We start from the raw sequence: 23,733 nt of genomic DNA on the forward strand, positions 1-23,733 counted from the left end.
TCACATTATAATTTGAGACCTCTTTTGTTGGTTCAAATTATAATGTGAAGCGATGCATGTTGCTGATACGCAGTACTTCGTATCAAAATTAAACAACATGAAAAAATTATCCCTTCTCTTAACGCTATCTATTGTAAGCTTAACTATTAAAGCACAAGTTAAAGACACTTTAAAAACCACAACACTTAATCAAGTTGTAGTAAGTACTAGTCAACCACAAATCACTGTAAAAACCGACAAGGTGGTAATGAATGTAGGTCAAATGACTAGTGCTGTTGGACTAAACGCTTTAGAACTTTTAAGACAAGCACCTGGGGTAACTGTTGACGGGCAAGACAATGTAAAAATAAGTGGTAAAACAGGTATTCAAGTTTTAGTTGATGGTAGGATGCAGACCTTAAATAATGAACAACTTGTTTCGTTGTTAAAAAGCACCAACGCTGCAAACATAAAATCGTTAGAAATTATTACAAATCCTTCGGCTAAATATGATGCTGCCGGAAATGCAGGCATTATCAACATTGTTCTAAAAAAATCTGACCAAAAAGGAGCAAGCGGCAGTGCGACTGTAGGTTACCAGCAAATGAAAAATTACCGACAAAATAGTGCAATAAACTTAAATTATAGGGATGGAAAACTACTAACCTATCTAAATGCCAACTTTGATAACAGCCTACAAAACACAACGGTAGCCAGCAATAGAATTATACCAAACACCACTTTTGCGCAAAACGGAATTGAAAAACAAGGTTACAGTAACCCAGGTGTAAGAACTGGTGCAGAATATAGCATTAACGAGCAACATAAAATTGGTGCTTTATTTAATTTTCAAAGAATTTGGGACGATTTTCCTTCATCAGCAACTACATTAATTAATAGCAATGCTACTGCAGATGTTTTAAGCACCAATACAACAGCCAATTTAACAGAAAATCGCCTTGCGTTTAATTTAAACTACCAATACACAAGCAAAAACAAAACCACTTTAACTGTAGACGCAGATCAACTAAATTATACATCTAACCTAAATAACAGCGTAGTAAATAAATTTAAAAACAGTGCTAATGGCACCAACTTTAGCAATGCTACCAATACTCAAATAGGCTTATCATCTATTAAAGCGGATTTAAATTTAATTTTCAAAAACATCAATGTAGAAACAGGTGCTAAATTTTCTGCCAGCAAAACTAAAAACATCTTAAACGCTCTGCAGAATAACAGCCAAGGTGTTGCTTTAAGTCAGTTTAATGATTTTAGTTATAATGAAAATACCTATGCAAGCTATTTAAGTTTAAGCAAAACTTTCGGAAAATGGAGCTTTCAAACTGGCTTAAGGGCAGAAATTACTGCAATGAGTAGCGCATCTGTTGCAGCGTTAACGCAAGAAAAATTACCTGACACTACTTACCTTAATTTATTTCCAAGTACATTTTTACGTTATGCGTTTAACCAGAAACAATCTATCGGCTTTGCATACAACAGACGCATTACCAGACCATCGTTTCAGGATCAAAATCCATATCAATACCGTACAGATTTTTATTACGCTAGTGAAGGTAATCCATCCTTATTACCTCAATTTACACAAAGCCTAACTTTAGATTATACTTTTAATGGGCAAACTCAAATCAAATTAAACTACAACAAAACAACAGATTTAATTGAAACCATTAGCACACAGTTAAACGATCAAACTTTAACGTTGCCAGTAAATGCAGGCATCAGAAGTTTTATCAATATTAGCATCAGCTCGCCAGCCACATTAACTAAGTTTTGGAATATTTACTACACAGCAGAACCTTACTACCAATTTTATAAAGCAGATTTATCTAAATACAGCGGTTTAACCCAAATTAATAACGGCGATTTTGGTTTTAATGCCTTCATCAGCAATAATTTTAATTTAAGTAAAACCCTAAAAGCAAGTTTAAGCTCTTGGTTTAATTATGCCAGCAGAAGTTCAATTTATGCTACAAAACCAATCTCGAGCGTTGATTTTTCCTTAAGAAAACAACTTTTAGAGAACAAACTAAGCCTTTCTTTTGCCTACCGCGATATTTTTAATACGCAACGCTGGCAACAAAACATCCTTTTAGGTAATGTAAACCAAACCAGCTTGCGCAAATGGGAAAGTAGTGGTGCATATGTATCAGTTAACTACAACTTTGGAAATGGAAAAATCAAATCTGCCAAAGAAAAAACTAAAACAGATGAGCAATTAAGAATTAAACAACGCAATTAACAATTAATGAATTACTTACCATACATCAATGCGTAACCAAACGGACTGCCCTACCTTTGTGATATTAAATTTAAACAATCACAAAATTAAAATACTATGGCAACTACTAAATGGGCATTAGACCCAACGCACAGCGAATTACAATTTAAAGTAAAACACTTAATGATTACTACAGTAACTGGCAGTTTAAAATCTTTTTCGGCCGATTTAACTTCAGAAGGTGATGAATTTGCTGATGCAGATATTTCTTTTAAAGGAGATATTACTTCTTTAGATACTGGTAATACTGATCGTGATAACCACTTAAAGGCAGCTGATTTTTTTGATGCTGAAAAGTTTCCTCACGTAGAATTTAAATCTACCTCAGTAGAAAAAGATGGAGATGACTATAGCGTAAATGGTAATTTAACCATTAAAGGTGAAACTAAACAAGTAAAATTAACCGCAGAATTTGGTGGTATTGCTACCGATCCTTGGGGACAAACAAAAGCTGGCTTTACCTTAAGTGGAAAAATTAACCGTACAGATTTTGGCTTAACTTGGAACGCTGCATTAGAAACTGGTGGTGTAATGGTGAGCGAAGAAGTTAAAATTTTAGGCGAATTGCAATTTATCAAACAAGCATAATCGGTTTTCAGTTCGCAGTTTTTAGTTTTCAGTTCCTAAGCAGTTCTCAAATCTCATGTCTCAAATCTCATATTTATGCAAACCAAACAAGTATCAGCAATATTAAATCCACCAGCACCACACATGGTTGGCGATGGATTTAGAGTTCACAATTTTTTCCCTAGCGGATACAAATTGAACATGAGTCCATTTTATATGCTTGATTACAATGCGAAAATTGAGTTTTCTGCTCGTAATGAACCTCGTGGCGTTGGTGTTCATCCACATCGTGGCTTTGAAACCGTTACCATTGCCTACCATGGTGCTGTTGCTCATCACGATAGCGCAGGCAATAGTGGGATCATTTATCCGGGAGATGTACAGTGGATGACGGCTGCAAAAGGCATTTTACATAAAGAATATCACGAGGAAAACTTTAGCAAAAAGGGTGGATTGTTTCAAATGGTACAACTTTGGATCAATCTTCCTGCTAAGGACAAAATGAGCAGCCCAAAATATCAAGGTGTGAAACGCAATGAGCTGCAAAAGTTTGAGTTACCTAACCATACAGGATTGATAGAAGTTATTGCTGGTAATTATAAAAATGTTAAAGGCAGTGTTTCTACATTTACGCCAATAGAAATGTACAATGCCCGCTTAAATAATGGAGCAAAAGTAAATTTCAGTTTTCCAGAAAGTTTTAATACTGGCTTCGTAATTATAGAAGGAAGTGTAAAAGTAAATGGTGCTGAAACTGCAAAAACTGACCAATTTATTCACTTTAAAAATGAAGGTGAAATTATTGAAATCGAAGCTTTAGAAGATAGTGTGATTCTTATTTTAAGTGGCGAACCAATAAATGAACCCATTGTTTCTTATGGGCCGTTTTTAATGAATACGCAACAAGAAATTAAAGAAGCATTAGCAGATTACAACGAAGGGAAATTTGGCTATTTAGAATAACAACAATCATCCATTTTTTTGAAAGTCGGCTACATTAATTTGTAGTCGATTTTTTTTTGAAAAGCAAATTGGTAGCATTTGGTAAAGGCAATCGGGCTGTACACTCCAATCTTTTACCCCTAAATCCCCTAAAGGGGACCACTAAAAGGATTTCCGTTGCCATCCCGTTTATTTAACTTCGGTAAGTAGTCCTATTAAAAGTTGCTGTACGCTAATCTACAAAGTAACTTTTTCAATTAAACAAACCGCATAAGCTACCACACCTTCTTCTCTTCCAATAAACCCCATTGTTTCATTTGTTGTGGCTTTAATCGAAATATCATCAGCATCTATGCCAATTGCAGCAGCAATATTTTGTTGCATTTGTGGTATATGCGGATTAATTTTTGGTGCTTCTAAACATAACATTGCATCAATATTGCCAACTTCAAAACCTTTTTGTTTAATCAATTTAACGGTTTCTTTTAGTAAAACGATACTGCTAATTCCTTTCCACTGCGGGTCAGTATTTTTAAAATGAAAACCAATATCTCTTAAATTTGCAGCACCTAATAATGCATCGCAAATGGCGTGTAATAAAACATCTGCATCCGAATGTCCGAAAGCACCTTTATGATGTTCTAAATTTACTCCACCAACATAAAACGGATGATTATCTTTTAATTGGTGAACATCAAAACCAAAACCTACTTTAATTTTCATTAGTTACTATATTACTGCCAAAGTTAAATATTAAGCTAAATCTTAATGTATTTGCCAACGGACTTTTTTGAGGATTTGCCAATAAATAAGCAAAATCAATATTAAAAATATTATACTTTAACCCTGCACCAACTGTCATATATCTTCTATCTCCTTTTTGGGGCGATTCGTAAAAATAACCAGCACGTAAAGCAAATTGCTGATTGTACCAATATTCTGCTCCCGCTGCAATGCTAACTTCCTTTAATTCTTCACTTAATCCGCCAGGTGCATCAGTAAACGATCCAAAAATACCAGCTGGAATAGATCTATTTGGATCTTTACCAGCTATAATATCTCCATTACCATCCCTAATTGGCTCGGTTGGCACCATCAATTTATTAAAATCTAAAGCAAAAGTAAATTGATTATAATCATCCACAATAAAAGTAGATGCCGCACCAATCTTCATATTAGTTGGTAAAAATTGTTTTGGAGCACCTTCAACATAGCTAATCTTGGTGCCGATATTAGAAAAATTTGCTCCAGCAGAAACGATAGCATCTTTGTTAAATAAAACAGTTTGTCTTTTGTAAAATGCAGATACATCTACTGCAAATGCTTTACCAGCCGTGGTTTGCTGACCAGCAGAAAACTGACCAGAAGTTAGGTTGCTATAGATAAATCTGCCTGTTGTGGCTAAAGAAAGTTCGTTACCAAATCGCTTAGCATAAGTTAAATCAAAAGCAAATTCATTTGGACTATAAATTCCTAAATCATTTTTATTGATATCTGTTAGTTGTATTTGCCCCAATGAAAAATAACGCAGTGATGCACCTAAATTACTTTGACCATTTAATTTATAAAACCCACTTAAATAAGCTAAGTTGATATCTGGCACTAAGTTTTTTAACCATGGGCTATAAGATGCTGCAAAACCATATGGCATTTCCAAAAAAGCTAATTTTGCCGGATTAATACTCATCGAATTTGCGTCTGGTTGAACTGCTACACCAGCATCGCCCATACTAGCTGCTCTTGCATCTGGAGTAATCAGTAAAAATGGAACCGCAGTTCTGATATTGTTAGCTTGACTCCCATTGGTTTGCGTACCTGGTTGCACAACTTGTGCCTGCAAATTCTTACTGCATAGAATGGCAACAGAAAATACACTAAAGGTGGCTACACCAAAGTACTTAAAAATCATCAGTTAAATATACAATAATAAGTATGCAAGTTAACATAGTGTTAGCTATTTTCAAAGTAAACATTTGCTACCTACTAAACCTGAGAATTTAAGAAAAACCAACTCATAAAATATGTAAACCACTTACTATCAGCAACAATCATTTTAAATATAATTTATATTGCATTTGCAATATTTTAACAACTAATACGTTTCATCACTTTAAACAGCTCACTTTTCAAACCTAAAACATCACCAATCATTAAAAAATAAGGCAAAAAAATTTAAAATCATTTTTTTTGGTTGCAAGTGCTTTTTTTACGTATTTTTAACGGTTAAGTGTTACTAGGCACATTTTATGAAAAAAACATACTTATATTCTTTAATAATACTATTAGCTGGATCATCTTTTACGGCTTGTAATAAGAAAAAAACTGATGTATCAACAAAAACCGGCTATGCTTACAACAAAAGAGAGAATGGTGGCTTTGAGGTTGCAAGCAAGTATAAACGCAGTAATGAAACTAATGAATATGGCCTAATTGAAATAGAAGGCGGTCAATTTATTATGGGCGGTAGTGCTATTGATATTCCTGGTCAGGATATGAGCAACCTCAATTACAAAAGAGAAGTAACAGTGAGTTCATTTTATATGGATGAAACAGAGGTTTCTAATACCAACTGGTTAGAATATTTAAACTGGATTAAAAGAAACTATCCAAATGATGCGCAATATTATTACGAAGAGTTACCTGATACATTGGTTTGGAGAAGACCATTATCTTTTAACGAACCTTACGTTAATAACTACTTAAGACACCCTGCTTATAAAGATTATCCTGTTGTTGGCGTATCTGCTTTGCAAGCTGAAAGATATTGTGCTTGGAGAACAGATATGGTAAACGAAAAGTTGTTAAGAGATGCGGGTTACATGAATAGTTTTGCAGCTATAAATGGGGTTGCTAAAGGCAAAAATGCAGCTCAAACTCCTGTTGCAAGACCTGCACAGCCCTTTAATACCGAAGTTTACTTAAATGGTCAGATCGACGACAAAGGACCTAAGGCCAAGCAAGATTTAAACCCTGCAGCAGCAGGTGCAGCTGGCGCTACTACTGGCAGAAGAGCAACTGGTCCAACCAGAAATGTTCGTTTAGAAGATGGTGTAATTTTACAACCTTTTAGGCTTCCTACAGAAGCAGAATGGGAATATGCAGCAATGTCATTAATTGGAAATACCCAATACGAAAATGTAAACGATAAAAAAATATATCCTTGGAGTGGCTTAGGCATTACATCAGCTAAAAAAAGCACTAGAGGTTTAATTATGGCAAACTTTAAAAGAGCCAAAGGCGATTACATGGGTGTAGGCGGTTCACTAAATGATAAGGCTGCCTTTACGCAAGATGTAAAATCTTACGCACCAAATGATTTTGGTTTATACAACATGGCAGGTAATGTTAATGAGTGGACTGCAGATGTATATCGTGCAGCAACTTACGAACAAGCTGACGCACTAAATCCATTTAGAGGAAATCAATACCAAAATAAAGATAGAGACCCTGCAACTGGACAATTGAAAAAAGATAAATTTGGAAAACCAGAAATGATTAAAGCAAACTCTGGTAAGAAACAAACTTGGGAAGAGCTTCAGGCCTATAAAGCTGCTGGTAATAGTGCAGTTCCTTATAATCCTGATCAACGTGGTTACCGCGATGAGCAAACAAGCTTATATGGCGTTACAACTTTAGTTAATGATAAATCGAGAGTATATAAAGGTGGCTCTTGGGATGACCAAGCACAATGGCTAAATCCTGCAACCAGAAGACATATACAAGAAGATGAATCTACTGCTGATATCGGTTTTAGGTGTGCGATGACCATGTTAGGCTCGTCAGAAATTAGATCTGCTGGTAAAGCTCAATTTAAAATGAAATAGTTTACCATAACGATATTAAAACAGAAAAGGAGGCAATTGCCTCCTTTTCTGTTTTTAACTGAAGCTAATCAAAACTTGATTCTTTTCAACCTTGTCTCCTTGCTTAATTTCTATTTTCTTTACCGTGCCATCTGTAGGTGATTTAATCATGTTTTCCATTTTCATGGCTTCTAATACCAAAAGGCTATCTCCTTTTTTAACTTCATCACCTTCTTTAACCAAAACATTTAAAACTAGGCCTGGCATAGGAGCTTTAACCTGCAAAACTTTACTAGCAGCTAAATTATCCATTCCCAATTGCGCTAAAAGCTGATCAAATTGATCTTTAATGGTTAGTGAATAAACATTACCATTCACTTTTACTACTGCATTTTTTTCTAATTGATTGAGTTCTACAACCTCTACATTATAAGAATGATGATTGTATAAAATATTAATTTTATTACCGCTTAATTTTGCAACATCAATGTCTATAGCTTCACCATCAACTGTAGGTTTCAGATCGGAACTGATCTTAAAATCGTATTTATCGTTTACTTTGATCTGATACATGTTATTGTGTTAATGCGTATTGAACTAAATTAGCACCCATTTTAAGCGCTTTGTTTCTACTTTCTTGCGTATCAGACGGATAAGTCCCAAAATCTTCCCATCCGTTGCCTAAATCGCTTTCAAACGTGTAATAGCAAACCACCCTTCCTTTATAAATCAAGGCAAACCCTTGAGGTCGTTTACCATCGTGCTCATGCACTTTAGGCAAACCCAATGGAAACTTAAATTTCTGGTTATAGATTTTGTGGTTAGCAGGCAATTCTACAAAACTTAACTCGGGAAATACTTTCTTCATCTGTGGTCTGATGAATTTATCTAACCCATAATTATCATCAATATGCAAAAAGCCACCACCAATTAAATACTTGCGCATATTTGACGCTTCTTGCTCACTAAACACCACATTACCATGGCCAGTCATGTAAACAAAAGGAAAAGTAAAAAGTTGTGCACTTCCAACTTCTACAATACCTTCGTCTGGAGCGAAATTGGTAGAAAGATTTTTATTACAAAAATCAATTAAATTAGGCAAGGCTGTTCTATTTCCATACCAATCGCCACCACCACTGTATTTCAATTTGCCTATTTTATAAGTTGGAGGTGTAAAACTTGCAAAAAAGACCAAAGCAAAAAGACCAAAGACTAAAGTACGCCTACGAAAGAACGACCTTGTTATGCCTGACAGCAAATCGTAAATCGTAAATCTAAAATTATTGTAAATCAGCCTCATCTATTGATATAATTAACCTCAAAACAAGCCGCTAATGCTGCCGTTTCTGTTCTTAACCTCGTATTACCTAAAGTTACAGGTTTGTAACCATTTTGCAAAGCGATATGAAGTTCTTCGGGACTAAAATCTCCCTCTGGGCCAATTAATATAGTATACGATTGCTGGGTTGCTGCATTTTTACTAATAGGAACCTTATCTCCCTCCATACAATGAGCAATCATTTTATTGCCTTGTAGGTTTTGTTTAATAAAGTTTTGATAGGTAATTGTTGGATTAAGTTTAGGATGATAAGCTGTTAAAGATTGTTTTACTGCGGAAGTAATTACTTTTTCTAATCTATCTTCCTTCACTATCTTGCGCTCAGATCTATCACAGATAATTGGTGTTATTTCGTCAATACCAATTTCAGTTGCTTTCTCTAAAAACCACTCTAAACGATCGATATTTTTTGTGGGAGCTATTGCAATATGTAAATGATGATTACGCTTCCCATATTCCAGCTGAGTTTCTAAAACTTGAAGCTGAACATTTTTTTTACCAACTTCTGTGATTTCTGCTTTATAAAAGCCACCCTTGCCATCAATTAAATGAATAATATCACCTTTGATTAAACGAAGCACTTTACTACAATGCCTGCTTTCTTCCTCGTTTAAAGTATAAAGATCTGAAGCAATATCGGGTGTGTAAAAAACATGCATTCTTACTAAAATTAATGCACATCAACCATATCACTTTTGTTGATAACCAACTCCAGTTTTATAGTTTCAATGTTTTGTTCTGTTTTCTTTAATATCGTAAATAGGTAACCGTAACACTCTTCGCTATCGCCAACTTCAGGTATTTTACCGAAAGCATGAGATACTAAACCACCAACGGTATCAAAATCTTCGTCTTCCGGCAAATCATGTGGCAAATGCTCATTTACATCATATACAGTTGCGTAAGCATTAATCACAAACTCGGTGTCAGAAATTTTCTCAACTGTTGGTTTTTCCTCATCATATTCGTCTTGAATTTCACCAACAATTTCTTCAACTATATCTTCTAAGGTTACCATACCTGCAGTTCCACCAAACTCATCAATTACAATTGCAATCTGGATTCTTTTTTGCTGTAACTCACTTAACAGGTCATTGATTTTTTTAGTTTCGGGAACAAAATAAGGTTTACGGATAATATCTGCTAATGCCCAATCTTTCTTTTCTGCCAACAGAGGCAATACATCCTTGGCATGTACCACACCTATTATTTTATCAATCACATCGTCGTAAACTGGCATACGAGAATAACCTTCGGAGATAATCCTAGTGATTACTTCATGAATTGGTGTATCTAATTCAATACCCGAAATTTTAGTACGCGGCACCATGATGTTTTTTACTACACGCTCATTAAAATCGAATACGTTTTTAATCAATTCGTGTTCATTATCTTCTAAAGCACCGCTTTCTTTTCCTTGATCTAGCAAGTATTGCAATTCCTCGTTACTGTGTAATGACTCATGACCAGCAGCTGCATTGATACCAAAAGGTTTTAGAATTATAGTAGCCAAACCGTTTAAAGCCCAAATAAACGGTCTAAAAATGATGTAAAACAACTGAAGTGGGATAGCTACAAATAGAGTAGTAGCAACCGGACGCTGAATAGCCAACGATTTTGGAGCCAACTCCCCAAAAACAATATGCATTACTGTAATTACAGAAAAAGCAATGGCAGTAGAAATGGTTGTGATTAATGCTTCGGAAACTCCAAAGTTCGCTAATGAATCATGAATAATTTCATGCATTACAGTCTCTCCAACAACACCTAAACCAAGAGAGGCTAGGGTAATTCCGAGTTGTGTTGCAGCTAAATATCCATCTAAGTGATGAAGAATATTTTTTGCCATTTTACCAACTCTACTTCCAGTTTTGGCTTTAATCTCTATTTGAGATGCACGAACTTTTACAATAGCAAATTCGGCGGCAACAAAAAATCCATTTAAGAAAACCAAAAACAATGAGAATATCAATCTCCATCCAATAGAACTAGGTTCACCATCTGTTGGAGTTGCTAAGGCTAAAATGGGTGTTGGTAAATAACCAGCAAATGAGGTTAATACCAACGAGCAAATGGAATCGTAAATCATTTTAAACTCTAAATTTCTTATCGTAAAGCTCTATGCTTTCTTGTATTACTTTATGCGCATAGCGAACACCTAACAGGTGTTCAATTGTAACCTGCTTTTCTTCTAAAGCTTTGTAATCTTGAAAGAATTTTACAATTTCCTTCATAGTATGAGGAGGCAATTCATGTAAATCGTTAATGTAATTAACCGACATATCATTTTTTGCAACCGCGATAATTTTATCATCTTGCTCGCCATTATCAACCATGTGCATTACACCAATAACTTTGGCTTCTATAATGGTCATCGGATAAACATCTACAGAACATAATACCAAAATATCTAATGGATCATTATCATCACAATAAGTTTGCGGAATAAAACCATAGTTAGCGGGGTACATTACTGATGAAAATAAAACACGATCTAACTTTATTAAATTAGAATCTTTGTCTATTTCGTATTTTGCCTTAGAACCTTTTGGGATTTCTATTATTGCATTTACTATTTCAGGCAAATTTTCGCCTGGGGATACACTGTGCCACGGGTGGTGAACGTCTTTAATCATTTTTTTCTTCTTCTTCAAAATCAAGGTCTTCCTCATCATCGTTTCTTTTCACTTTCTTCTTCACAAATGTGATGATTAAAGGAATTGTGGTGATAAGGATAAAACCTAATATAATATAAACCAAATATTCTTCAATTTGTTGAGCAAAACTTTTACCCAAAAAATAGCCGAGCAAAGTTAATGATGCTATCCAAATTATTGCACCTGTAATGTTATAAAATGCAAATTTTTTAAAATCTAATTTTACCACTCCTGCAAATATCGGAGCAAAAGTTCTCACTATCGGAACAAACCTGCCCATTATTAGCGCAAAAGCGCCCTGCTTTCTATAATATCGCTCTGCTGCCAATAAGTATTTCTTTTTAAAAAAGAAAGTATCTTTTCTTTTGTATAACATCGGCCCTGTTTTATGACCAAACCAATATCCAGTAAAATTCCCTGAAATAGCAGCTATTACTAAGCCTAGTATCAAAACATAAATATTGACATCTAGTTTGCCTGTAGCCACAAACATACCTGCTAAAAATAAAAGATAATCTCCTGGCAAAAAGAAACCGAAAAACAAGCCAGTTTCGGCAAAAATCACAAACAATACAACATAAAAACCACCCTCTTTAAGTAATTTTTCGGGGTCAATAAAATGCTGTAATGAATTCCAGAATTCTTGCATAGTTCAATTATTCGTAAAACTACAAATAATAATCTATATCGTTAGTTTATATCAAATTTAAAATAAGATTTGGATAAACCCCTAAAAATAAGGTAACTATTACCGAAACCACTAAAACAATTTTATATTGAAGTGGCACATCTAATTGAACATCATGACCTTCTTTAAACCAAACGGCGATGATTACTTTAAAATAGTAATAAAAACCAATCAATGCATTTAATATTGCAATGGTAACCAAAGCAACTTGATAGTTTTCCATCACATTTAAAAACATCACGTATTTACCAATAAAACCTGCAGTTAAAGGAATACCAGCTAAGGATAACATCGCAACTGTAAGCGCAAATGCTGCCAATGGATTTCTCTTTCCTAAACCATTAAAACTATCTATGCTATCACTACCAGTTTTTTGTTTTACCAATATCAATACCGCAAATGCGATGATACTCGCAAATGTGTAAGCTGCTGCATAAACTAGTACATTACTTGCCGAATTTGCTGTTAAGACTACTAGCGAAAATAACATGTATCCTGCATGAGAAATACTTGAATAGGCTAACATTCTTTTAAAGTTTTTCTGGTATAAAGCTGTAATGTTACCTACACAAAGTGTAATGATTACAATTACCATTAATGCGGGTGTCCAAAAATCATGCAATGGTTCGAATGCTCCTGCAAATAGTCTTAAAAACGCGGCAAAACCAGCAGTTTTAACAACTGTTGACATAAAAGCCGTTATCAATGAAGGTGAGCCCTCATAAACATCTGGTGTCCAGAAATGAAAAGGGGCAGCACCAACTTTAAAACATAAACCGATCATAATTAAAATGATACCGGGATAAAATAATGGTGATACTGCTTTTACATTATTAACCAAATATTGCTGAATTACATCGATGTCAAATGACCCCGTTGCTCCGTATATTAAAGTAATACCAAATAATAAAAATCCGGTTGAAAATGCTCCCATTAAAAAGTATTTTAAGGAGGCTTCATTTGAGGCGAAATTGAGTTTACGAATACCTGCCAAGATGTATAAACTTACCGACATGATCTCTAAACCGATGAACAACATCGAAAGATTTTGGTAAGATACCATGATCACTATCCCGCTTAATGCGAACAATATTAAAGTAAAGTATTCTGCAATGTTCTCACTTCCTTCGGCAAAATATTTTTGTGTAAGCAGAAATATGAAAAACGTACCAACAATTGATATTGCTGAAAAAGCCAATGCGAAATTGTCCATTTTCATCATCCCAAAATAAATCGTTGAATTATTCCAAGAAGCAACTGCAAAACCCAAAGCAACTAATAAACCTACTAAAGTTAGGGGTAACAAAGCTTTTTTAGCCTTGAACAAACCTGCATAAAGCACTAAAAAAGCTGCTATAACTATGGTTATTATAATATTCATGTCTAGTTTACCCCTGTTAATTTTTGATTTACTTGTTCTAATAATTGTTGTACAGCTGCTTCAGAAATGTGTAATATTGGTTTTGGATAAACACCCATTACAATAACTAAAGCACAAATAGTATACAACACAATTTTTTCTGTTCCTTTTATATCAGCAAAAGTTATGGTTAACTCATTAGTTTGGCCTAACATTACTTTTTGATACATCCTTAGCATATAAACCGCACCGAATATGATGGTTAAACCTGCAATTGCACCTAACCATACATTGTAGCTATAAACGCTATACAGCAATAAAAACTCTCCTACAAAACCGTTTGTGCCAGGTAAAGCAACTGTACCTAAAAGGATGATTAGAAAGCTAATAGCCAACTGCGGAGCAACTTTTGCTAAACCACCCAATTCATCAATTTTGTTGGTTTTTAAACGAGATGAGATGATATCCAGTACAAAGAATAAGCCAACTACGTTAATACCATGACTTAACATTTGTACCATTACACCTTGCATACCTTGTGTATTTAAAGTAAAGATACCGGCAGCAATTAAGCCTACGTGTGCAATAGATGAATAAGCTATCAATCGTTTCGCATCTTTTTGTGTAAAACCAATTAGTGATGCATAAACGATACCAATTACAGAAAGTATCATTGCGACGCAAACCCAGTCATTTACACCTTGTGGTACTATTGGCAATAACCATCTGATCACACCATAAATACCCATTTTTAACATAATACCTGATAACAACATCGTTCCTGGAGCCGGAGCTTCTGTATAGGTATCTGGTTGCCAAGTATGGAAAGGAAAAATTGGCATTTTAATAGCAAAGGCGATAAAGAAAGCCCAAAAAATCCAGCCCTGTTGATAGCTATCTAAGTTTAAAGCATAAAATGCATTGATATCGAAATTGTTTGCTGGATTTTGAAGGTACAAATAAATGATACCCAATAACATGAAAAGTGAACCAGCAATGGTGTAAACAAAAAACTTCATGTTTACTTTTATACGGTCTTTACCGCCCCACATGGCGCAAATAAAATAAATTGGAATTAACGCGGCTTCCCAACCGATATAGAATAAAAATCCATCTAGTGCGGTAAACACTAAAAGCAATCCGCTTTGCATAAATAACATTAATGCATAAAAAGCATTGGCATTTTTGTATTCGTGTTTAAAGCTAGATAAGATAATCAACGGCATTAAAACGTTAGTTAAAATAACCGTAATCATGCTAATTCCATCAATACCTACGTGGAAATTTATTCCCAATTGCTGTATCCAAGGATAATTTACTGCAAATTGAGTTGTTGCATCTGGAGTAAACTGTGTTAATAATCCGATTGTAACGCAGAGCGATGCAAGTGCAAATCCTAAGGCACTTATTTTAGCAGCGCCACCTTTAATAAATGAGGTGATGATTGCTCCTGCTAGCGGTAAAAATATGAGTAGTAAAAGTTCCATTTATATTTGTTGAACCGATTAAGCGATAGATAAAAAAGTATACAATAACAAAGCGACGATACCAAATACCATCATAAAAATATAAAAACCAACATTACCAGATTGTAATAAACGTAAACCTTTACTACCTTCAGTTGCTGTCCAGCCTAAACCATTTACCAAACCATCAATTAATTTTTTATCGATAATACGATAGAAAAATTTAGAGAAAGCATCAAGTGGTTTTCTGATGATCGCATCATAAATTTCATCTAAATAAAACTTATGATATGATAATTTAGCTAACGCAGAACGTTGAGCTTCATCTGCAACAGGCACGTGTGCATTTTTAACATATCTTGTATAAGCAAATATTAATGCTACAACTGCTGCCAAAACTGATACGCCCATTAAAGCATACTCTGTTGCGTGATCTAAAGTTAAAGCATGGTGTTTAATGCCTGCTCCTTCTAACCAGTGCGCTAACCATTCATTGCCACCAAAAACCGCTGGAATGTTAATTAAACCACCAATTGCAGCTAATACCGCTAATACGATTAATGGCAAAGTCATTGTACTTGGCGACTCATGTACTTTTTCTTCTGCATGATGCGTTCCGCGATACTTACCAAAGAAGGTCAAAAACATCATCCTGAACATATAAAATGCAGTTAAAAATGCCGTTAACAAACCAATTGCCCAAAGCACTTTATTTTCTTGGTAAGCGTGAGCTAATATTTCATCCTTAGAAAAGAAACCTGAAAATGGAGGCAAACCAGCAATGGCTATTGTACCAATCATCATGGTTGCAAAAGTTGTTTTCAGTTTAGCTTTTAATCCACCCATGTGGCGCATATCTTGCTCGTGGTGCATGGCATGAATTACCGAACCCGCTCCTAAGAATAATAATGCTTTAAAAAATGCGTGAGTTAATACATGGAAGAATGATCCTGTGTAAGCACCAACACCTAAGCCTAAAAACATGTATCCCAATTGAGATACTGTTGAGTAAGCCAATACTTTTTTAATATCTGTTTGGGTTAAAGCAATAATTGCAGCGATTAAAGCTGTTGCAGTACCTACAATTGCTATTACTGTTTGTGTATCTGGTGCTAAATCAAATAAAACACTAGAACGAGCAATCATGTAAATACCGGCAGTTACCATGGTTGCAGCGTGGATTAAAGCAGAAACTGGTGTTGGACCAGCCATTGCATCTGGCAACCAAGTAAATAAAGGTAATTGTGCAGATTTACCGCAAGCACCAATAAACAATAAAATCGTTATTAAGGTGATCACTCCTGCTCCCGGCATCATAGCTGCAGCTTGTGGAAATATTCTTGCAAATTCTACGCTACCGAAAGTGGTAAAAATTAAGAATACACCTAAAAGGAAACCTAAATCTCCTATTCTATTCATAACAAATGCTTTTTTAGCTGCACTTGCATAATTGCTATTGGTATACCAAAAACCAATTAAAAGGTAAGAACATAAACCTACGCCTTCCCAACCAATAAACATTACGATGTAGTTTGAGCCTAAAACCAATATCAACATAAAGAAGATAAATAGGTTTAAGTAAGCGAAAAACTTAGCAAAACCTGCATCATCATGCATATAACCTACAGAGTAGATATGAATTAAAAATCCAACTCCAGTAATGATTAAAAGCATTATCGCACTTAGCGGATCATATAAAAACGAAAGTGGAATATATAAAGTTCCAGCGCTAATCCAATCGAAAAGATCTACAGTAAATTGTTTTTGAGCACCAGATCCTAATTCGAAAAACATAGCGATACTCAATACAAAAGAAGCTAAAATTACGCCACTGCCAATTATACCAACAAGGCTTTTGCTTAACGTATTTCTGCCTAGGCCATTAATTACAAAGCCTAAAAGCGGAAGCAAGGGAATTAACCAAAGTAAACTATTTATCATCTTCTATATAATTACCACTTAAGGCGATTTAACACATTAATATCTATTGATTGCGTATTTCTGTAAACCATTACAATGATGGCCAAACCTACAGCAACTTCAGCAGCTGCTAAAGCCATAATAAAAAATACAAAAACTTGTCCTGATGGATCGTTATGATGTACTGAAAAAGCTGTTAACAACAAATTCACAGAATTTAACATCAATTCTACCGACATAAAAATCACGATTGCATTTCTGCGAGTTAGCACGCCAACTACACCAATTGTAAAAATGATTGCACATAACCAAATGTAATGGTTAAGCGGAACCGCTTGCATGGTTGAGGTTAAATTATCCATTCGCTTTTTCTTCTTTTTTAGTTAGTAATACTGCTCCAACCATTGCAACTAGCAATAAAATTGATGACAATTCAAATGGCAACATAAACGGCCCGAATAATTCTTTACCTAAGTTTTTTACCAAACCCAAATTTGGATCTTTTAAAACCAAAGGACTATTTATTGCAACTGCTTTAAACGAACCAACTAAGGTTACAATTAAACATCCGCCAGCAATTACGCCTAAAATTTTAACAAAAGCGGTTTTGTTGGGCTCATTTTCTTTATTTAAGTTTAATAACATAAGCACAAAGAGGAATAAAACCATAATTGCACCCATGTAAACGATAAAATTTACAACTGCTAAAAACTGTGCATTTAATAGCACGTAGTGAACTGTAAAAGTAAAAAATGTAAGGATCAGATATAATACACTGTGGATTGGATTCTTCGAAAAGATTACCATCAGTGAAAATATGATGCTTAAGGTTGCTACGAAATAGAATACTGATGTACCCATTAATGTTTTTGTTTAGTTTATTTATTTGCCGTCATCCTGAACTTGTTTCAGGATCTGTTAAACGGATGCTGAAATAAATTCAGCATGACGAACTTTCTATTATTTTATTTCCCCTCCAAAGGAGCTTCTACCAATTTATCTTTCCCGTAAATAAAATCTTTACGTAAATAATCAGACGGTACAATTGGCCCATCTAAATAAATAGCTTCTTTCGGGCAAGCCTCTTCGCACAAACCACAGAAAATACAACGTAACATGTTGATTTCATAAACTGCAGCATATTTTTCTTCACGATACAATGCTTTTTCTTCTGGTTTACGCTCTGCAGCAATCATGGTAATCGCTTCTGCAGGACATGATAATGCACATAAACCACAAGCTGTACAACGTTCCTTGCCTTCTTCGTCTCTTTTTAAAGAGTGCATTCCTCTCCAATTGATAGAAAATTCTCTTTCTTGCTCTGGATATTTTATAGTTGAGCTTTTCTTAAAGAAATGGCTCATCGTAGTACCTAAACCCTTAACAATAGCAGGCAAATACATTCGTTCTGCAAAATTTAATGGCTTTTGTTCGAGTACTTTTTTCTTATTACTTAATGATTCCATGTATCCTCCTTAAAAATTAACTACTGCTATAACAATACCCGTAATTACAATGTTGGCAATTGCCAAAGGGATTAAAACTTTCCATCCTAAATTCATCAATTGATCGTAACGGAAACGAGGGATTGTCCATCGTACCCACATGAAGAAAAAGATAAATGCAAATATTTTTAAGAACAAAACTGCTGTACCAATTAAAGGAGCTGCAATTGGTCCAACGTGAGCTGCCACCCAATCCATACCAGGATAATTGTAACCACCAAAATATAAAGTTGCCATTACTGCAGACGACACAAACATGTTAATGTATTCTGCAAATAAATAGAACCCTAATTTCATTGAAGAATATTCAGTATGATATCCACCAATTAACTCAGTTTCACATTCAGGCAAATCAAATGGAGCACGGTTAGTTTCAGCAAAAGAACAAATCATAAAAATTAAAAATCCTAATGGTTGATACAATACATTCCATCTCCATGCATGTTGGTCTTCTACAATTTCTCTTAAACTTAAGGTATTTGTTACCAAAAGCAGAGCGATAATAGATAAACCCATGGCAACTTCGTAACTGATGTTTTGAGATGCCGCTCTAATTGCACTTAGCAAAGAATATTTATTGTTTGAAGCCCAACCGCCAATCATTACGCCATAAACACCTAAAGAAACAACGCCAAAAATATACAATACACCAACATTTATATCGGTTACTTGTAGAGGTATAATTCTTCCATCAAAATTTAAATCTTGCCCCCAAGGAATAACTGCTGTGCCAATACAAGCACAAAGCATTGCCAAACCTGGGCCAACCATAAATAACCATTTACTTGCGTTTGATGGCACAATTTCTTCTTTCATGAACATTTTTACACCATCGGCTAATGGTTGTAAAATACCAAACGGGCCCGCTCTATCTGGACCTAAACGATCTTGCAAAAATGCCGCTACTTTTCGCTCTGCATAAGTAGAATACATCGCAATTAGCAAGCTTATGGCAAATAAAATAGTTACCAGTGCAAATTTTTCAATTACAAAACTTATCTCCATTAGAATTTACTGGTTTTTTCTAGTTCAACTTTATTTGCTTGCTGCAAAGCAGGATTTTCTTTAATAACTGGCAAAGGCTTAAACGTTTCGTAATGGTTTGAGGCGATTACCGAAGTATCTGAAATATGAGTTGGATGCTCAATAGTCCAATCTGAAGTTGCTTTTTTATCGAAACGACATTCGTTACAGATAAACTCCTCAACCTCACCAAACTGATCTTTACGAGCCGTAACGCGTAAAACATCTTCACCCTTATACCAAAGTGTTACTTTACCATTACACTTTTCGTGTGTGCAATTTCTGTGCGCATCAACAGGTTTAGTAAACCAAACTCTATTTTTAAACCTAAATGTTCTATCAGTTAACGCACCTACCGGACAAACATCAATCACGTTTCCAGAGAAATCATTATCAACTGCTGTTTGTATGTAGGTAGAAATTTCTGAATGATCGCCGCGATTTAAAATACCATGCACACGTTTATTGGTAATTTGATCTGCAGTGAAAACACAACGGTAGCATAAAATACAACGGTTCATGTGTAGCTGAATTTTATCGCCAATATCTATTCTTTCGAAAGTACGACGTTCAAATTCATATCTAGTTTTTTGCAAACCGTGTTCATAACCTAAATCTTGCAAATCGCATTCGCCTGCTTGATCGCAAACTGGGCAATCTAAAGGATGGTTGATTAATAACATCTCTACCACACCACTTCTTGCCTCTAAAACCTCTGGCGAAGTAATATTTTGCACTTCCATGCCATCCATAACTGTTGTACGGCAAGATGCTACCAATTTAGGCATCGGTCGAGGATCTTTTTCAGAACCTTTACTTACTTTAACAATACATGTACGGCACTTACCACCACTACCTTCTAACTTAGAGTAATAGCACATTGCAGGCGGTACAATATCGCCCCCAATTTCCCTCGCGGCATTGAGAATACTTGTGCCCGGTGCAACTTCTACCGTGATCCCATCTATGGTAACTTTCATTAAATCAGCCATGATTAAGAATTATCCTGTTTAACTTCTTCAACTTTTTTCTCTATCGGAACAGCATAGTTTGCGATACCATAATTGCTGCTTAAGCTTTTTACTGGCTCTTTTACATGCCATTCAAACTCATCTCTAAAATGTCTAATTGCACTTGCAACAGGCCAAGCCGCTGCGTCGCCCAACGGACAAATTGTATTTCCTTCTATTTTTTTAGACACATCAACCAGCAAATCAATATCGCTCATTTTTCCGTGTCCGTATTCTAATCTGTGTAAAACTTTTTCTAACCAACCTGTTCCTTCTCTACAAGGTGAGCATTGTCCGCAACTTTCGTGGTGATAGAAACGGGCAAAATTCCAAGTATTTCTAACAATACACTGGTCTTCATCAAATGCGATAAAACCACCAGAACCTAACATCGTTCCAGTTGCAAAACCACCTTCAGAAAGCGATTCGTAACTCATTAAACGAGGTTCGCCATTAGCATATTTAAGTGTTAAATTAGCTGGTAAAATTGGTACAGATGATCCTCCAGCTACTGTTGCTTTTAGTCGTTTGCCATTAGCAATACCACCGCAGTATTCATCAGAATAGATAAATTCTTCAACTGGTAAGCCTAATTCAATTTCGTAAACACCTGGTTTTACCAAGTTACCAGAAGCTGATATTAATTTAGTACCCGTACTTCTACCGATACCCACTTTTGCATATTCATCGCCACCATCATTAATAATTGGCACAACTGCAGCAATAGATTCTACATTATTTACTACCGTTGGACAACCATATAAACCAGCAATTGCTGGAAATGGAGGTTTAATACGAGGATTTCCTCTTTTACCTTCTAATGATTCTAACAATGCGGTTTCTTCTCCACAAATGTAAGCGCCACCACCAGGTTGCACATATAATTCTAAATCGTAACCTGTTCCTAAAATATTTTTACCTAACCATCCAGCAGCCTTAGCTTCTGCAATCGCTTTTTCTAGGATACGGATTTGAGGCATCATTTCTCCACGAACGTAGATATAAGATGTTTTGGCACCTAGGGCAAAACTAGCAACAATCATCCCCTCAATTAATGCATGAGGAATGTGAGTCATTAAATATCTATCCTTAAAAGTTCCTGGTTCAGATTCATCAGCGTTGCATACCAAATAACGAGCAACACCTTCTGGTTTAGCCAAAAAGCTCCATTTCATCCCGGTAGGAAAACCTGCACCACCACGACCGCGTAAGCCAGATTTTTTAACCTCTTCTACTACCTCATCGGGTGTTAAAGTTTTTAAAGCTTTTTCTACGGCACGGTAACCACCTTTTTGGCGATAAACCTCTAGCGTGTTAATGCCAGGTACGTTGATATGTTCTAGTAATAGTTTACGTCCCATGTTATATAGATATGAGATGTGAGATGTGAGATATGAGACTAAGCGTCCAACTTCTCAAATCTCAAATCTATTGTCTCAAATCTTGTTTATTTTTCAAGTTATCAATTAATGTATCAACCGATTGCTCGGTTAAGTTCTCATAGAATGTGTAATCTGGACCTATTTGTAATACTGGAGCATATCCACAAGCTGCTAAACATTCTACACCTCTCCAGCTAAATAAACCATCTGCTGTAACTTCGCCTTCTTTAACGCCAAGTTTGTGCTCAATATGATCCATTATTTTTTCTGCACCAACTAGGCAACAAGGTCCAGTACGGCAAACTTCTAATACATATTTTCCTTTTGGTTGTAAAAAGTACATACTGTAAAAAGATGCAACTTCGTAAACCTCAATCGGTTCAATATTCAAATATTCAGCAACTTTATCCATTGCTAAAGGGCTTGTCCAACCCAGTTCTGCTTGTACCAAATGTAAAATAGGCAGCAAAGCTGATTTCTGTTTCCCAGCTGGATAACGGCTAACAATTTCATCAAACTTCTCTACCAAAGCCGATGAAAATTCTACAGGTTGTGTTTCTTCTACTTTAAGCATCTAATTCTCCTGCAATAATATTCATGCTACTCATGTTAATAATGGCATCTGATAACAGCATACCTTCGCTCATTTTTGCAAACATCGAATAATTAATAAAACTTGGTCTTCTAAAGTGTAAACGATAAGGCGTTCTGCCTCCATCATTAATTAAGTAAAAACCAAGTTCTCCATTACCACCTTCTACAGCGTGGTAAACTTCTGCTTTTGGTGCATCAATTTCTCCCATCACAATTTTAAAGTGATAGATTAATGCTTCCATATTGTTATAAACTTCTTCTTTTCCTGGCAAGTAAAACTCAGGTACATCGGCATGAAAGATACCTTTTGGCTCCAGTTTTATTTTTTCTAAAGCTTGCTCTATGATGCGAACACTTTGCCACATTTCTTCGTTACGCACCAAATAACGATCATAAATATCGCCGCTGGTACCTACCGGGATTTCAAAATCAAAATCTTGGTAAGATGAATAAGGTTCACTTACACGAACATCGTAATCTACACCTGTTGCACGTAGTAAAGGGCCAGTCCAACCGAAACTCAAAGCGGTTTCTTGTTTAACTTCGGCCACGCCAGCAGTACGGTCAATAAAAATACGATTACGGTTTAATAAGCTTTCAAATTCCTTTAAAGCTACTGGAAATTCTTTTAAAAATTTGTTAATCTTCGCAAATGCGATATCATTAAAATCTCTTTCTAAACCACCAATTCTACCAATGTTTGTAGTTAAACGAGCACCACAAATTTCTTCGTAAATTTCGTAAATATGCTCTCTAAATTGAAATAAATAAAGGAAAGTTGTAGTTGCACCTGTATCTTGAGCAATAATAGTATTACAAATAATATGATCTGCAATTCTAGATAACTCCATCACAATAACACGCAAATAATCTACGCGTTTTGGAATTTGGATATTTAGCAATTTCTCTACCGTCATGTGCCATCCCATATTGTTTATTGGAGATGAACAGTAATTTAAACGGTCTGTTAATGGGGTAATTTGATAAAACGGGCGGTGTTCAGCAATTTTTTCAAATGCTCTATGGATGTATCCAATAGTTGAAACACCGCTTACAATACGCTCGCCATCTAACTGCAATACGTTTTGAAAAACACCATGTGTAGCGGGGTGAGTTGGCCCTAAGTTTAAGGTGACCAATTCGCTCTGCGGATCGTTATCTGTATATACTGGTTGATTGTGCTTCATATAGTT

23 protein-coding genes are annotated in these 23,733 nt (G+C 35.3%); 4 read left to right on the top strand and 19 right to left on the bottom strand.

What is annotated here, in order from left to right:
- Positions 1 to 97: 97 nt before the first annotated feature.
- From FA045_RS06675 to FA045_RS06685, 3 genes are all read left to right on the top strand, one after another.
- Positions 98 to 2,242, top strand: coding sequence for an outer membrane beta-barrel family protein (locus tag FA045_RS06675; protein ID WP_169305027.1), 2,145 nt, complete (start codon positions 98 to 100; stop codon positions 2,240 to 2,242).
- 96 nt (positions 2,243 to 2,338) lie between these two features.
- Positions 2,339 to 2,869 carry a YceI family protein gene (locus FA045_RS06680; RefSeq protein ID WP_136875762.1) on the top strand — a complete coding sequence of 177 codons (531 nt, stop codon included), beginning with the start codon at positions 2,339 to 2,341 and terminating at the stop codon, positions 2,867 to 2,869.
- Positions 2,870 to 2,944: 75 nt separating this feature from the next.
- Entirely contained in the window at positions 2,945 to 3,811 is an 867-nt protein-coding gene (locus FA045_RS06685) for a pirin family protein (protein WP_136875764.1), read from the top strand.
- 216 nt (positions 3,812 to 4,027) lie between these two features.
- On the opposite strand, the gene ispF is transcribed toward FA045_RS06685, so the two are convergent.
- Together ispF and porV are read right to left on the bottom strand one after the other, a co-directional pair.
- The gene (ispF, locus tag FA045_RS06690; protein ID WP_136875766.1) at positions 4,028 to 4,513 is read right to left on the bottom strand and encodes a 2-C-methyl-D-erythritol 2,4-cyclodiphosphate synthase; all 486 of its coding nucleotides are present in this window, start codon (positions 4,511 to 4,513) and stop codon (positions 4,028 to 4,030) included.
- Positions 4,503 to 5,699 carry a type IX secretion system outer membrane channel protein PorV gene (gene porV, locus FA045_RS06695; RefSeq protein ID WP_136875768.1) on the bottom strand — a complete coding sequence of 399 codons (1,197 nt, stop codon included), beginning with the start codon at positions 5,697 to 5,699 and terminating at the stop codon, positions 4,503 to 4,505. Before porV ends, ispF begins: the two co-directional genes overlap by 11 nt.
- Positions 5,700 to 6,036: 337 nt before the next feature.
- On the opposite strand from porV, the gene FA045_RS06700 reads away from it, so the two are divergent.
- Positions 6,037 to 7,614, top strand: a complete 1,578-nt coding sequence (locus tag FA045_RS06700; protein ID WP_136875770.1) for an SUMF1/EgtB/PvdO family nonheme iron enzyme — start codon at positions 6,037 to 6,039, stop codon at positions 7,612 to 7,614.
- Between the two features lie 54 nt (positions 7,615 to 7,668).
- Here FA045_RS06700 and FA045_RS06705 read toward each other — a convergent pair whose 3' ends face one another.
- From FA045_RS06705 to FA045_RS06785, 17 genes are all read right to left on the bottom strand, one after another.
- A complete protein-coding gene (locus FA045_RS06705; protein WP_136875772.1) occupies positions 7,669 to 8,166 on the bottom strand; it encodes an acetyl-CoA carboxylase biotin carboxyl carrier protein subunit in 498 nt (165 codons plus the stop codon).
- Position 8,167: 1 nt separating this feature from the next.
- A complete protein-coding gene (locus tag FA045_RS06710; RefSeq protein ID WP_225871295.1) occupies positions 8,168 to 8,791 on the bottom strand; it encodes a DUF4159 domain-containing protein in 624 nt (207 codons plus the stop codon).
- A gap of 101 nt (positions 8,792 to 8,892) precedes the next feature.
- Complete coding sequence (locus FA045_RS06715) at positions 8,893 to 9,594, bottom strand: 16S rRNA (uracil(1498)-N(3))-methyltransferase (protein WP_136875776.1); 702 nt, start codon at positions 9,592 to 9,594, stop codon at positions 8,893 to 8,895.
- 11 nt (positions 9,595 to 9,605) lie between these two features.
- The gene (locus FA045_RS06720; protein WP_225871301.1) at positions 9,606 to 10,919 is read right to left on the bottom strand and encodes a hemolysin family protein; all 1,314 of its coding nucleotides are present in this window, start codon (positions 10,917 to 10,919) and stop codon (positions 9,606 to 9,608) included.
- Between the two features lie 106 nt (positions 10,920 to 11,025).
- Entirely contained in the window at positions 11,026 to 11,571 is a 546-nt protein-coding gene (locus FA045_RS06725) for an inorganic diphosphatase (protein ID WP_136875780.1), read from the bottom strand.
- Positions 11,564 to 12,241 carry a DedA family protein gene (locus tag FA045_RS06730; protein WP_136875782.1) on the bottom strand — a complete coding sequence of 226 codons (678 nt, stop codon included), beginning with the start codon at positions 12,239 to 12,241 and terminating at the stop codon, positions 11,564 to 11,566. Before FA045_RS06730 ends, FA045_RS06725 begins: the two co-directional genes overlap by 8 nt.
- Positions 12,242 to 12,287: 46 nt before the next feature.
- A complete protein-coding gene (locus FA045_RS06735; RefSeq protein WP_136875784.1) occupies positions 12,288 to 13,661 on the bottom strand; it encodes an NADH-quinone oxidoreductase subunit N in 1,374 nt (457 codons plus the stop codon).
- 2 nt (positions 13,662 to 13,663) lie between these two features.
- Positions 13,664 to 15,127, bottom strand: a complete 1,464-nt coding sequence (locus FA045_RS06740) for a complex I subunit 4 family protein (protein WP_136875786.1) — start codon at positions 15,125 to 15,127, stop codon at positions 13,664 to 13,666.
- Positions 15,128 to 15,145: 18 nt separating this feature from the next.
- Entirely contained in the window at positions 15,146 to 17,047 is a 1,902-nt protein-coding gene (nuoL, locus tag FA045_RS06745; protein ID WP_136875788.1) for an NADH-quinone oxidoreductase subunit L, read from the bottom strand.
- An 11-nt stretch (positions 17,048 to 17,058) separates the two neighbouring features.
- Positions 17,059 to 17,388, bottom strand: a complete 330-nt coding sequence (nuoK, locus tag FA045_RS06750) for an NADH-quinone oxidoreductase subunit NuoK (protein ID WP_136875790.1) — start codon at positions 17,386 to 17,388, stop codon at positions 17,059 to 17,061.
- Positions 17,381 to 17,887, bottom strand: coding sequence for an NADH-quinone oxidoreductase subunit J family protein (locus FA045_RS06755; protein ID WP_136875792.1), 507 nt, complete (start codon positions 17,885 to 17,887; stop codon positions 17,381 to 17,383). The genes nuoK and FA045_RS06755 overlap by 8 nt, the downstream gene beginning before the upstream one ends.
- A 104-nt stretch (positions 17,888 to 17,991) precedes the next feature.
- A complete protein-coding gene (locus tag FA045_RS06760; RefSeq protein WP_136875795.1) occupies positions 17,992 to 18,492 on the bottom strand; it encodes a NuoI/complex I 23 kDa subunit family protein in 501 nt (166 codons plus the stop codon).
- 9 nt (positions 18,493 to 18,501) lie between these two features.
- Positions 18,502 to 19,536: an NADH-quinone oxidoreductase subunit NuoH gene (gene nuoH, locus FA045_RS06765; protein WP_136875797.1), complete on the bottom strand. Its 1,035-nt coding sequence runs from the start codon at positions 19,534 to 19,536 to the stop codon at positions 18,502 to 18,504.
- Entirely contained in the window at positions 19,536 to 20,546 is a 1,011-nt protein-coding gene (locus FA045_RS06770; RefSeq protein ID WP_136875799.1) for a 2Fe-2S iron-sulfur cluster-binding protein, read from the bottom strand. Before FA045_RS06770 ends, nuoH begins: the two co-directional genes overlap by 1 nt.
- A 2-nt stretch (positions 20,547 to 20,548) precedes the next feature.
- Positions 20,549 to 21,925 carry an NADH-quinone oxidoreductase subunit NuoF gene (nuoF, locus tag FA045_RS06775; protein ID WP_136875801.1) on the bottom strand — a complete coding sequence of 459 codons (1,377 nt, stop codon included), beginning with the start codon at positions 21,923 to 21,925 and terminating at the stop codon, positions 20,549 to 20,551.
- A 67-nt stretch (positions 21,926 to 21,992) separates the two neighbouring features.
- Complete coding sequence (locus FA045_RS06780) at positions 21,993 to 22,520, bottom strand: NADH-quinone oxidoreductase subunit NuoE family protein (protein ID WP_136875803.1); 528 nt, start codon at positions 22,518 to 22,520, stop codon at positions 21,993 to 21,995.
- Positions 22,513 to 23,727: an NADH-quinone oxidoreductase subunit D gene (locus FA045_RS06785; protein ID WP_136875805.1), complete on the bottom strand. Its 1,215-nt coding sequence runs from the start codon at positions 23,725 to 23,727 to the stop codon at positions 22,513 to 22,515. The genes FA045_RS06780 and FA045_RS06785 overlap by 8 nt, the downstream gene beginning before the upstream one ends.
- Positions 23,728 to 23,733: the final 6 nt, after the last annotated feature.

This window comes from Pedobacter cryotolerans (assembly GCF_005116475.1).
Classification (GTDB): Bacteria; Bacteroidota; Bacteroidia; order Sphingobacteriales; family Sphingobacteriaceae; genus Pedobacter; species Pedobacter cryotolerans.